Source organism: Acidovorax sp. NB1 (assembly GCF_005405905.1).
Taxonomy (GTDB): Bacteria; Pseudomonadota; Gammaproteobacteria; order Burkholderiales; family Burkholderiaceae_C; genus Acidovorax.
In genome coordinates this window covers 1-11568 of the sequence record NZ_BJHU01000023.1, presented here as the reverse complement: position 1 = coordinate 11568, position 11568 = coordinate 1, and the positions used below count along the sequence as shown (strand labels likewise).

Sequence of the window (11568 nt, the reverse complement as noted above, 5' to 3'; positions counted from 1 at the left end):
TCGCAGGAGGGGGCCTCGCCTGACGGCTCGGGAATACCAACTACCAGTTCAAAAAAAGGAGGTGCTACCGAACCATCCAACCTATAGTTATCCACAGCTGGCTTCTAATGGAACCAGCTTCAGCCCCTGGTCAATGTTCGACTGGCACTGCTGATCACGATTGCACTGGCGCTAACACCACCTCCTTTGCGCAGTGCCCGCAGTTCTTTGCGAATGGCACACCACCGGCCATCACACCCCGGCCACAGCTGCGGGAGCTTTGCTATGAAGCCTTTGCGGTGCTGCACTCCGGTACCACCAAGACGCCAGTGTTTGTGGCCCAGCGGTTGAATCGGCAGATGCTGGAAGGGGCCAACGAGAAACGGGCGAAACGGTTCTTCGCGGATGCGCGGCTCCCAAGCGGTGAGCGGGCGGAGCTGGAGGACTATAAGAATTCAGGCTACTCCCGAGGACATATGGCGCCGGCGGGAGACATGACGACAGCTACTGCGATGGCTCAGAGCTTCAGTCTGGCGAACATGGTTCCTCAGAATGCCCAGCACAACGGGGGCGCCTGGAACAAGATAGAGCAGGACACGCGGCACTATGTGAAGCGTGCCAAGGGGGATGTGTTTGTGATCACCGGGCCGGTGTTCACGGATGCGGGGAAACGCATCGGGGCCAATGGGGTGAAGGTGCCGACCTATCTGTACAAGCTCGTGTACGACGCCACGACCAACAAGGCCTGGGCGCACTGGCAAGAGAACCGTGAGGGCGAGACCGTGGGGCGGCCGATCAGTTACCAGGAGCTGGTCAAACGCACGGGGGTGGAGTTTTTGCCAAGAAGTGCACTGCAGCATTGAGTGGCAGCAAGGGCCGTGTCAGCGGCGAGGTTATAAATCGGTCCTTTCCAACCTCTACACGTGAGCATCCATGAACCGCGCAGAACTCGTTGAAATCCTGGCTTCCAAGAATGACCTGTCCAAGACAGCCGCCAATGCGGTGCTGGAAACGCTGATCGACACCATCCAGACCGCTGTGAAGAAGGGTGATGCCGTCCAGCTGGTGGGCTTTGGGACCTTCAAGTCCGCCAAGCGTGCAGCACGCACGGGCAAGAACCCATCCACCGGTGCTGCGCTGAAGATCCCTGCGAGCACGGTGCCGAAGTTTGTAGCGGGTGCGAAGTTCAAGGCTGTCGTTGATCCCAAGGCTGCGAAGCGCAAGGCAGACAAGGCTGGGAAGTAAGTACGGCGTTCTCGGTCACAACCGAAGCAAACCGCCATGGGCTCAGGCCTCTGGCGGTTTTGTTTTTTGGGGAGACGAAGACGAAGTGCGATACGGCGGTGCATCTGCCACCTAAGCGCGCGATAAGGCGGCAAAGTTACCATTGGGCCTATGAATACGTTTTCCAATGCCTTTCGCGCTGAAGTTGTTCGCATGGCGCGCAAGGAGCTCAAACCTGAACTTCAGGGTATGCGCAAGGCGATCACCAGCCATCGCTCGGAGATTGCCGCTCTGAAGCGTGAGGTCAAGGCTCTTACCTCCCAGCTGAAGGCCACTCAACGCCAGGTCAAAGTAACGGATGTGCCCAAAGCCAAGGCCGTGACAGAGGATGTCACTCCCAAGAAGTCAAAGCAGATTCAGTTCGATGCTCAGGTGTTGATCGACAAACGCGCGGCACTTGGCATCACACAGAAGCAGATGGCCCAGCTGCTGGGCGCTTCCTCGCTGTCGGTCTACAAGTGGGAGACGGGCCACGTTCATCCCCGCGCAGCACAACTAGACCGCATTGCTGAAGTGCTCAAGCTGGGCAAGCGCAAGGCGCTGTCACTGCTCAATCCGCAGTGACAGGAATGGTGGGGCAGCTCACCCACCACGCACTCAGCGGCGACGATACAACTCTCCTGGTGATGAGTCATTGCGCTCGTCCGCCAGTTCGAACAGGCACTGCATGTAGGGCTGGACTTCGCTCCATCGGGCGCGTTCTTCATAGAAGCGCGACAGATTGCGCGTCGCCTCCACAGCATCTGGCCACCTGTCTGCAGCGCTTACGCGCGTCATAGCTTCCCGGCTGTCTTGATCGTCGTGCAGGCTTCCGTCCTGCGCGCCATAGGTATGGAATTCCACGATCCGTCTGGGCTGCGTAAGGTCAGTGCCCTGACACATGCCGCTTGGCTGTGAGCTCTCCCGCGAGGCATGGGCTCCGGCGAACGAGTCCTGGACCGTGTGGAGCACCGAGCCGAATGCCACGTGGTGCAAGTACGGGAGCAGCTTGTCCTGACGCCCGAGGATATAGAGGTCCGAAACCCGCCACTGTGTGCATCCGAAGTGCTCCTTCAGCGTGGCGTTGTCGATGTCTCGAAGAAAGGCATCGGGCTTGATTTCGCGCGAGGACACTTTCCAGGCGAACTCCAGCCAATCCAGCACTTTGGCGCGGGTCGCACCAGGGTGAACACCCTCTTCACTGGCCATGGCATGCAGGAACTGCAAGTCGCCGAAGTGCGAGCGGGTCATCACGTTGCCGTGAAGACTACCCTTGGTCTTGCTGCACCCAACTATCGGCTGGGTCTGTGCTTTCTTCTCTGCATCCTTGAAGAGGCAGTACCAACAAAGCGGCTGCGTAGAGAACCGGATGGTCTGAGACACGTTGCAGGATTTGCCCAGGTAGGTGCAGTTGCCCTCATCGGGTGAAAGCTTGAACGGGGGTAGATCGTTCCAACGCACGCCGTAGATGACATAGGGGGTGGCAAAGGGCAGATCCCGGGAGCTGCAGCTGACGTCTTGGGCCAGCGTGCCTGGCTCTATCGGACAGCCCATCCCAATCTGGGTGATTTCTTCGTGGACTCGGCCTTTGATCAGAACGCCCAGTCTTCCTGCCACAGTCGCGAGAGAGTTTTCTGTTTCGTTGGTCAGCTTGGATTCGAAGGCGGAGCCCATGGGGGCGATCTGGAAGGCCATGGCCGAATTCGAGAGAACCAGAACACCCGCAGCGACTGAAACAAGACGCGCGATAGAACGCACTGAAAGCGATGAGTCGTGACGATGAACGGCTGTCGTGTCGATCGCGGCGTGCATATTCCCTCCTAAGACCGCACTCTAGATGGAGGACAGTTTTAGGCAACAAAAAATGTGCATGCCGACTTTGTGATCGCAAGGCTAGTCTGAGAGGCTCTTTCTGCTTCTGGCTGAAAGCGGTACTTCGATTCGTTGACGTGAACGGCAGCAATGCACCTCAAAGCTGTGATTAAGAAACGAGCGCAAGGACTTCGAGCAGGGACTAAACAACTATGTCCGTAACGTCCTTCTTCCTATAGGGAGCCTGCCAACCATCGGCTTCGCCTTGTGGGCGCTTCGGAAGAAGCTTGCGGCTGACCGAGAGCATCTGATACAGCTTGAAGCCGATAGGATCACACTTTGCGAGCATTGCCAGCCGGCCCGGTTGCGGCCAGCCTAGAAAACAGCGGCTAGCTTCGAGTATTCGTCGGCATTGAGTATGCGGTTGCTTTTGAAGGTCAACCCTCGGCCAGCAAAGGTTTGGGTCACATGGCGGAATTTGCCAAATGGCATTGGGTTCGCGCCGTCATTGATGGGTTTGACGTAGACCAGCACGCTTTCGGTACCACGCTCAACGTGAACAACAGCCGCCGGCGGCTGCACCTTAGCAGTTCGTGCTACCCCGGATTTGGAGGCATGAGACAGAATGACCCGATCCCCGGGCTTGATCACTTGGGCAATTCGGTGGCGTGGTGTGTATCGGATGAAGTCCAAGTCATCCGGCTCAAGATCGTCTCGTTTTTCAAGTTTCTTCGCCGCCTTAGCTCGTAAAGTGGTATCAGCTTCATAGCGTTTATCGGACATTGGCGAGGTTGAGCACCACCAAGCCACCGATGTCCCTTTTAGGCTCACGTTGGGTTTGGCTGACTTGTTCGGGTACTTGCGCTGCTCCACCGGGATCTTGGTCAACTCGATCAACAGTTCCGTACTGAGCAGATTCTCTGGTTTGGCTAGCTGCGCGATCAACGACAGCACTTGCGCCCGCAAACCACTGTCCTGACTCAACACTGCCGCCTCCACCATGTTGTCCTGGGAGTTGTTCGACGCATTTGCCGACCCCACTAGGGCGAAGGACCCAATGCAGGCCACCTTAGCATGCAACGTGTCCTGGTTGTAGATCTTCACGCCCTTATGGTGCAATTTAAGAAGCAGGGCAGCACGGGTACCTCCTGACTTGATGGTGGGCTCAGAAGCGTCACACACGAGCGTGTCGCCCTTTTTGAGCTTCAAGAGATCCTGGCTGTAGTACGCAATCGCAGCCAATGTGGCGCTCCCTGCGCGTGGCACGGCCGTAACCTCTTGCCAAAGTCCTTCACTGACCAAACGGGTGCTGTACTCGCCCATATAGCTTCAATTCGTGGTGATGAGCAAGAATCTTAGGTGATAAACCAATCCAACTGGCTAGGTCACACGTCCTACAGCGGAATGGCCATACAGAGGAAAACAAATTTATTTAGTGCTCTATGAATACGATTCCAATGGCTAAGAAAAATCACAGAAAGTTAATTTGTGGGACTTGTGGTGGAGCCATCTCCTCAGGTGGAGATGAGTTAGCAATCCCCGACTTTCTTAAGAAATCTTCGGATTTGATAGAGGGCACTCCGGTTGGCGCACCCAGTCCTTTACCTCTCGAGGGTGCACCATCCATCGCACGCAGCGCTACGACAGAAGACCCGCAAGTCCATAGCTAGTCCTCGCTTTTTGGAGAATGCCTAGACCCCCGCTGCAATGGGCTGTGTGACTACTTGCCGACAATGCACTTGACTAGCCGAACTCCGCTCTGGGTCGATAGGACCACTTCATATCCGGTGATCACGGGCAAGCGGCGCCCAGTTTTAGCAGGCTGTACTTCACTGTCGGCCACCCGAAACCAGGCATTAAGGATCGACCGAAGTAGCCCATGGGGTGACTGCTATCTGACTGAAATCGGTTCTTGGTCTTGCAGACATGACCGGCAGCTATTGCTGTAGAACCGACCTCTGCATGGCAGCTGCAGGCTGGTAGCGGGCTTTCGTCTCGGGCTTCTCGCGTGGCAGCTTTGACCCTGGGTCGCCATCCAGCTAGAGGCTCCAAAGCCGTCATTCAGCCAGGCCGTAAGTGCAAAGCCAAGGAGTCCAGCGGGCTGACGGTTCCTGGGGCAGCGACTTTCAGGACACGGGTATCGATCATCGTCGTACTCATGTCCGAGTGCCGCAGCAACTCCTGCACCGTACGAATGTCGGCGCCCGACTGCAAACAAGTGCGTGGCGAAGCTGTGGCGGAATGTTTGCACAGAAACGGGTTCACAAATACCCACCTGTGCCACAGCCTTCTTTAGTGCGCACTGCAATCGCTCCTCATAGACGCGATGGCGCCGCCAGACACCGGTGCGAGGATCCACCGACAGGGATGAAGCGGGGACACCCAGAACCATCCCCAGCGCTGCCCCACGCCGGGGTATTTGGTCTCCAGTGCATGCGGAACGTCCACGCCACCGCACTGCGCCTGCCGGTCTTGCTCCCACAGCGCGCGTGCATCCAGCACCTGTTGGCGCAGCTCGACTGCCAGGCTGCGCGGCAGCATCACAACCCGATCCTTGTCGCCGTTGGCCTGGCGTACCACGACCACCCCACAGTCAAAATCCACGTCCTTGACCCGCAAGCGCAGGCCTTCCATCAGCCGCGTGCCTGTACCGTTCAGCAGGCGGGCAGGTAAGGCCATATCGGTCGGCAGCACCGATAGCAGAGCAGCCACCTCGGCCACCGACAAAACCGAGGGAAGCGCTTGGGCGTGCGGGGGCGCTGCACCTCATCGAGCCATGGCAGCTCCATTCCCAACACCTCACGGTAGAGAAATAACAGCGCACTCAACGCTTGGTTGTGTATGGCAGCCGCCACCCGCCGCTCGTTAGCCAACATGGCTAGAAAACCTTCGATTTCCAGCCGCCCCATGTCTCGTGGATGCCGCAAGCCGTGCCATTTCACGAACATGCGCACCCATTGCGCCTAGGCCTGCTCGGTGCGCAGGCTATAGTGTTTGTAACGAATTCGCTCACGGACTTGGTCCAGCAACCGTGTGGCGCGCAACACAGGAGGGGCGGCGGGTTTCATGGCTGGATTTAGTACTGTATTTTTGTGCAGCATGCGCACCGTCAAGCTAGGCCACAAGCCCCTTTCCGCGCTTTTTTCGCTCCAGTTTAGACCGCAAGCGCCAGATATGGCCTGCGGCTTGGTGCGGTCTACATTACGTTAGGCGTCACACAACAACTCCCCGGGGATCTCACCGACGATGGAATACGACAAAGACGCAGCAAGCGCAAAGCGGGCACAGCTGTTGGAACATGCGGCACTCGGCCCGATCGGTCAAAAGCTTCCCGAAGACGTGCTGCGTCAGCTTGTCGACGCATTCGCCAGGGTCACGCCCCCAGCAGAACCAGCAATCACGCTCGAACTGATCACCATCAGCTCGCTCTACGATGCGCCGAAAGCGAATTCGCGAAAGCCAGGCAACATAGTCTTGAATTGGCGGAAACTGCTTGACATCGTCCCTGACGTATCACTAGCCGGCCTCGGTGCGGCAACATTGCCAGTTGCCCCGCAAGTAGCAGTCGTTCTTGCCGGCCTCTACATCTGGAACAAGGTCTGGCGCGGGGCAGTGGAGGAGTTTTCGGATGTGGAAGCCGTCACGATTTTGGCGCTGTGGGAGCACAGGAACGGGAAGAACAGAATTCCAGAGCAAGAGGGTTTTGTGAAAACCAATGAAGTCAGAGGACGATACACGTTGCCTCCGCTAACCCAAAGTCAGTACGCTTCGGCCGTTAACCGGCTGACCGCCCTCCAGTGCATTGAACTCGAAGACGGCGTTATCTGGCTCCGCGAATGTGTCCAGAAGAAGTACTAGTAGAGTCATCTACGGTGACGCCTCACCCTTCGTTCAAGGGGACGTCTGACGGCGCCGCTTAACTCAAACGTTAGATTTTTCAGGCTATGGACATAGTCGAGTTACTCCGCAAGAAAATTGCCACGCTTGATGATGGCGATTACATACTTGAGCTTCGAGCAGTCCAACTGCACATAGAGACCGCATTTCGTCACCTATCTCGCGGCCAAGAGACATCCGACGACACCGCATTCACCGATGCGATCTATAGAACGAACCAGGCATTTGAGGGCAGCATCAAAGAGGCCTACCGGGTACTGGCCGGACAGGACCCGGCCCGAAAGCGCCCCTTCGATATTGAAAACTATCTGGAGACAGAAGGAGTCTTTCGTCCGCGAGTTCTGAGTCAATTTACGAACTACAGAACCGAATGGAGAAATCCATCCGCACATGACTACAAACTCGATTTTGACGAAAGCGAGTCATTTCTAGCGATCGTTTCTGTCACTGCTTTTGCGTGCGTACTGATAGACCAGATTTCTGAGCGTCTTGCATTTGAAAAGGCGAAAGCAGAAGCGGAGGCGCAAAAGCTTGCTGTCGAACAACGTATGGCATCTCTCCCACCAGATCTGCTTACCCGCACGACAGAAGCGATAAAGGAATTCTGTTCTCACCATGTGCCTGTGCAGGGAACGCCTGTTCAAACAGAGGTGCAATGGATCGGCTCAATCCATGGCTTTCTTTCGTCGGCCTTGCCAAACGCGACTCTTCAAGCGAACGCTCCAATGGCTCTAGGTTCTCGTCATCTTGAAGCAGACCTTCTTGTATCGTTGGGGCAGGAGCATGTCGTAATTGAACTTAAGCAGCGTTTTCGCGAATCGAACCACAAGAACGCCTTGTATCAGGTTGAGAGCTACATGATGGCCAGCGGAATACCGAACGGAATCCTTCTCTACCTTCCGGGCGTGCCAAGCGAGTTGGAAGAGACAGAGGTTGTTAGTTCAAATGGCAGCGGCCGTATCAAATTTCTCCGTGCAAAAATCTAACACTACGCTCAATCGGACCTGCGCAAGAAGCCGCGCAGGCCGGTTAGCTCCACATTAGACCCAAGAGGCGCGCCGTGGCTCTCACCACCACCGGAATAGCAATTCAGATACTCGCTAGCCTTCGCGCACGTCGGCAGCATCCTGACCAGTGCACGGTCAATGACTGCAAGGTCGTCGTGAACCACCTCATTCGGAAGTTTTCTGAACCGCTCGGGCGTGTTGGCGAAAGTGCAGTCCGCCAGTCGAGGGCCGTTCTCAGCGGTGCTTCTGGCGTTCCTGTGCGCGATCACGCAGTGCCAGTTATTGTCATGCTCGAGGAGCTTCTTCAGTGGCCGGATGCTCACTTAGAGGCGTCGGCCGAAAACATCGCGCGGGTCGATGGATTTCTTCGCGCCTCACTGCTCATCGTTGAGGTTACCCGGGAGGAGGACCGCCTTCTTTCAAGGCGCGGCTTTCAGCGCGACATGCCCGAAGGTTGGTGCATCCACGGGCATGAGCTTTATCAGAACCCACTGGCGCGATACATCGAGTGCGGAATTGAGGTCTAACAAGGCGGTCAACACGGACGCACAAGCGCGTCCGCTCACTTTGGTCGGACCCGCTCTTGTGCGCCGATTACCTCTACGTTAAGTTGCATAGGGACGCGCAATATGCACCGCTACCTTCAAGATACCGAATTCGCTTGCCAGAATCTGTTCCGCCTAGCGACCGACGAGGAAAATTCTCTAAAGTCTTTGGTCGCACAACTGCCTCCGCTTGAGCAGCAGTTGAAGGTTCAACAATGGGACTTCGAGACAAGCGACCTCAATGATGATTTTTCCGATGCCTATGTAATGGCAGCTTTCGTTCGGGCTGCTCGCACTGGCCAAGAAGTCCTGCGCCATAAAGGGCAAGTGGCCGAATTGCAGGCGAGCGTTGGAGTTCGTCAGCGCTCAGTGCAAGCTATCGCGGGTGCGATACTTCAGATTGCGAAGCAAGGCATCTCTCTCGTCTACGGTGCTCCGAACGGAGCGCCCGCGGGCCGGATGCTCGGATCATTGGCGCTGCGCGATATCATTTGGCAAGCCCGAAACCAGTCGATGCACTATGAAGAGGGTTCGTTTAAAAAAGCGCTCGTGGACCTTTTTTCAACACTTGAAGCAGAGCAGGGGCCCCAATTCTCACTAACCGCCCACGCCAATCAGAGTAGAGCGAAGCAGATTCTCGACGCACTCGGGTGGGAAAACTACGACGCGTATCTGCTAGATATGCAGGTGCTTCTGCCGTGATGCAACTTAACCCATCGCTGCAGAGGACTGGGCGTCCGGCGCTTGGTCTACGACATTCTGCCTCAAACGCTTGCCGAACAGCGGGTTGATGAGGCAGCGCTATGTCAGCTGCGCATTCCGGCGCTGGTGACCGGTCAGTCCGGCGCCATGAACACCCACAGCAGGTATCCTCGGTCACCGGCCGCAAGCGGCCAGCAACGGACGTTGCCTACTTTCAAGACCGGACGTTGAACGCTAAGCATCCGCGGTAGCGATCATTGAGGACTGCCCATCTATGCAAGAAGCTCCTTGACCAGATTAACTTCCGCCGCATCGCCCTCGAAATTTTTCCATCGCCGATTTCTAGCATTTCGTTGACGGTAACAGGGGTGTACCAAGGAAGCCACCGAAAATTCGTGATCGGAGCCCCTGAGATTTACGTTTCGAAAGCTTGCTAGGCTCTGCCGGTCTATGGCTTTGAATGAATCGAATCGCTCCCACGACTTCAAGTCATCTGACATGGATGCAATCAGCTTTGGTACATATGCACCGAGAACCAAGACGAGCCTGGGCTTCTGCCGGTCTATTTGCTTAGCTAACAACCGTTGACAGGTCATAACGTACACAGGGTCCTTGGCGCCGGGAAATACGCCTACTGAGCTCTTGCCCGTTCGAAGTCCAACAAAAAAATTCGTAAAGAAACAGTCGCTAGTGCGAATGCCGGCCTGCTCGAAAAACGGCAGCATGTTGCGCCAAGTCGGATTCGTCAGACGCTCCTCGTCCTCTTTTTCGTACAGTTCAAAATCCCCCACTGTCCCCCAGTCGTGCGCGAGGACCATGATGCCGCCAATAGGGAATCTAGGCAGCTCAGTACTGCGCTTGTCAACCAGAAGGCCAACTCCAGCAGGGAAGAAACTGGTTCCTTGTAGTTGCTTTGGAATTGAAGTGACGCCATTAGGGAACGCGTCAAACTGTTGGACGAGTTCGAAGAGTTCGTGTGATGGATGGGGCATGTTGTCCGGCATCGTAGCTACCCGACTGGGTGGGGCTGTCCGCTGCATTCCTGTCACTCGTCGCGAATCGGTGAACTTCCGCTCTGGGCGGCGGATTCAACCGGTCGATGCAACACACTAACCACCGCGCAGGTGCAAGGAGTGTTGCAGATGAAACAGCGACCAAGAATCTACTATTCGGATACCCAGAAGGCACTGATGTGGGAGCGCTGGAAGCAAGGCTGGACGCTGCATGAGATCGGCAAGCTCTTTGATCGCGCCCACTCGTCTATCCACCGAATAATCGCTGAAACAGGTGGATTCCGACCTCCTGAGCGATCACGTGCAGCGATTGCATTGACGTTGGCAGAGCGCGAGGAGATCTCGCGGGCGATGGTGTCAGGCGATTCGATTCGCTCCATCGCAACTCGGCTCGGGCGAGCACCATCGACCATCAGCCGAGAGATCAAGCGCAATGGCGACTGCGATGGCTACCGTGCAAACCAGGCCGATGAAGCAGCCTGGGGGCGAGCGCGGCGCCCAAAGCGCTGCAAGCTCAGTGAGAATCGTGCATTGGCACGAATCGTGGCTCACAAGCTGCGAATACTGTGGTCGCCAGAGCAAATTGCAGGTTGGCTCAAGCAAACTTATCCTTGCGACGAGAGCCACCACGTGTCACACGAGACCATCTACCGCAGTCTGTTCATTCAAGCGCGTGGCGCCTTGAAGAAGGAGCTTTTGGAGCACCTCAGGCGCACTCGTGGGATGCGCCGATCACGGCACTACACACAGAAGACGGCAATTCACGGAAAGATTGTTGATGCTGTTTCGATCAGCGAGCGCCCCGCTTGTATCGAGGACCGAGCCGTGCCTGGTCACTGGGAAGGCGACCTGGTCTTTGGCAGTGGCAACAGCCAAATTGCGACGCTGGTTGAACGCCAAACGCGATACGTGATGCTGGTGAAGCTCAATGGCAAAGACTCGGAGTCGGTCGTCAAGGCACTCATCAAGAGCGCCAGCAAGCTACCGCAGGAGTTGTACAAGTCACTGACCTGGGACAGAGGCACGGAGATGCATGCCCACAAGCAATTCACGATGGCTACCGACATCCAGGTTTACTTCTGCGACCCGCGAAGCCCATGGCAGCGGGGAAGCAACGAGAACACGAACGGTTTACTCAGGCAGTACATGCCCAAGGGGATGAATCTCTCGGGTTGTTAGTGCCGATGCAATCTTGACCAGCTAAACCGCAAAGTGCCAATCCAATATTGACCAGGGTGTTCCACTGACCTGCTGAGAATTTCAGCAGGGATTCAAGGTGATCACCATGGACATGATTGGCAAGGTCAGGCGCATGAGGCTGCGCGACCAACTCTCTCTCAGCGAGATCGC

10 protein-coding genes and 2 pseudogenes are annotated in these 11568 nt (G+C 56.3%); 8 read left to right on the top strand and 4 right to left on the bottom strand.

Annotated features, from left to right (window positions below):
• The first annotated feature begins 107 nt into the window (after window positions 1–107).
• The 3 genes from AvAM_RS11065 to AvAM_RS11055 all read left to right on the top strand — a co-directional run bounded on the left by AvAM_RS11065 (window position 108) and on the right by AvAM_RS11055 (window position 1827).
• Complete coding sequence (locus AvAM_RS11065) at window positions 108–842, top strand: DNA/RNA non-specific endonuclease (RefSeq protein ID WP_249368063.1); 735 nt, start codon at window positions 108–110, stop codon at window positions 840–842.
• Window positions 843–912: 70 nt separating this feature from the next.
• Window positions 913–1224 (top strand): HU family DNA-binding protein, encoded by a 312-nt coding sequence (locus tag AvAM_RS11060; RefSeq protein WP_056057356.1) that lies wholly within the window; start codon window positions 913–915, stop codon window positions 1222–1224.
• A gap of 150 nt (window positions 1225–1374) precedes the next feature.
• Window positions 1375–1827, top strand: coding sequence for a DNA-binding transcriptional regulator (locus AvAM_RS11055; RefSeq protein ID WP_137747121.1), 453 nt, complete (start codon window positions 1375–1377; stop codon window positions 1825–1827).
• A 33-nt stretch (window positions 1828–1860) separates the two neighbouring features.
• Here the strand turns inward: AvAM_RS11055 and AvAM_RS11050 are convergent, their stop codons facing one another.
• The 3 genes and pseudogenes from AvAM_RS11050 to AvAM_RS11040 all read right to left on the bottom strand — a co-directional run bounded on the left by AvAM_RS11050 (window position 1861) and on the right by AvAM_RS11040 (window position 6122).
• Window positions 1861–3054 carry a hypothetical protein gene (locus AvAM_RS11050; protein ID WP_249368061.1) on the bottom strand — a complete coding sequence of 398 codons (1194 nt, stop codon included), beginning with the start codon at window positions 3052–3054 and terminating at the stop codon, window positions 1861–1863.
• Window positions 3055–3429: 375 nt separating this feature from the next.
• Window positions 3430–4377, bottom strand: coding sequence for a phospholipase D family protein (locus AvAM_RS11045; protein ID WP_137747120.1), 948 nt, complete (start codon window positions 4375–4377; stop codon window positions 3430–3432).
• A 738-nt stretch (window positions 4378–5115) separates the two neighbouring features.
• A pseudogene (locus tag AvAM_RS11040) lies at window positions 5116–6122 on the bottom strand (integron integrase).
• Window positions 6123–6300: 178 nt separating this feature from the next.
• Here AvAM_RS11040 and AvAM_RS11035 point away from each other — a divergent pair.
• From AvAM_RS11035 to AvAM_RS11020, 4 genes are all read left to right on the top strand, one after another.
• Complete coding sequence (locus AvAM_RS11035; protein ID WP_137747119.1) at window positions 6301–6912, top strand: hypothetical protein; 612 nt, start codon at window positions 6301–6303, stop codon at window positions 6910–6912.
• An 86-nt stretch (window positions 6913–6998) separates the two neighbouring features.
• Window positions 6999–7937 carry a hypothetical protein gene (locus AvAM_RS11030; RefSeq protein WP_137747118.1) on the top strand — a complete coding sequence of 313 codons (939 nt, stop codon included), beginning with the start codon at window positions 6999–7001 and terminating at the stop codon, window positions 7935–7937.
• A 74-nt stretch (window positions 7938–8011) separates the two neighbouring features.
• The gene (locus tag AvAM_RS11025; protein ID WP_137747117.1) at window positions 8012–8485 is read left to right on the top strand and encodes a hypothetical protein; all 474 of its coding nucleotides are present in this window, start codon (window positions 8012–8014) and stop codon (window positions 8483–8485) included.
• Between the two features lie 102 nt (window positions 8486–8587).
• A complete protein-coding gene (locus AvAM_RS11020; protein WP_137747116.1) occupies window positions 8588–9205 on the top strand; it encodes a hypothetical protein in 618 nt (205 codons plus the stop codon).
• Window positions 9206–9477: 272 nt separating this feature from the next.
• On the opposite strand, the gene AvAM_RS11015 is transcribed toward AvAM_RS11020, so the two are convergent.
• Window positions 9478–10197 (bottom strand): uracil-DNA glycosylase family protein, encoded by a 720-nt coding sequence (locus tag AvAM_RS11015; protein WP_137747115.1) that lies wholly within the window; start codon window positions 10195–10197, stop codon window positions 9478–9480.
• A 150-nt stretch (window positions 10198–10347) separates the two neighbouring features.
• Here AvAM_RS11015 and AvAM_RS11010 point away from each other — a divergent pair.
• Window positions 10348–11391 (top strand): annotated as a pseudogene (locus AvAM_RS11010) (IS30 family transposase); the annotation flags it as partial.
• Window positions 11392–11568 lie beyond the last annotated feature (177 nt).

Bases quoted from the DNA above. Each gene is read 5' to 3' on its own strand.
- AvAM_RS11065 (WP_249368063.1), top strand. From the start codon at position 108: ATGGAACCAGCTTCAGCCCCTGGTCAATGTTCGACTGGCACTGCTGAT.
- AvAM_RS11060 (WP_056057356.1), top strand. From the start codon at position 913: ATGAACCGCGCAGAACTCGTTGAAATCCTGGCTTCCAAGAATGACCTG.
- AvAM_RS11055 (WP_137747121.1), top strand. From the start codon at position 1,375: ATGAATACGTTTTCCAATGCCTTTCGCGCTGAAGTTGTTCGCATGGCG.
- AvAM_RS11050 (WP_249368061.1), bottom strand. From the start codon at position 3,054: ATGCACGCCGCGATCGACACGACAGCCGTTCATCGTCACGACTCATCG.
- AvAM_RS11045 (WP_137747120.1), bottom strand. From the start codon at position 4,377: ATGGGCGAGTACAGCACCCGTTTGGTCAGTGAAGGACTTTGGCAAGAG.
- AvAM_RS11035 (WP_137747119.1), top strand. From the start codon at position 6,301: ATGGAATACGACAAAGACGCAGCAAGCGCAAAGCGGGCACAGCTGTTG.
- AvAM_RS11030 (WP_137747118.1), top strand. From the start codon at position 6,999: ATGGACATAGTCGAGTTACTCCGCAAGAAAATTGCCACGCTTGATGAT.
- AvAM_RS11020 (WP_137747116.1), top strand. From the start codon at position 8,588: ATGCACCGCTACCTTCAAGATACCGAATTCGCTTGCCAGAATCTGTTC.
- AvAM_RS11015 (WP_137747115.1), bottom strand. From the start codon at position 10,197: ATGCCCCATCCATCACACGAACTCTTCGAACTCGTCCAACAGTTTGAC.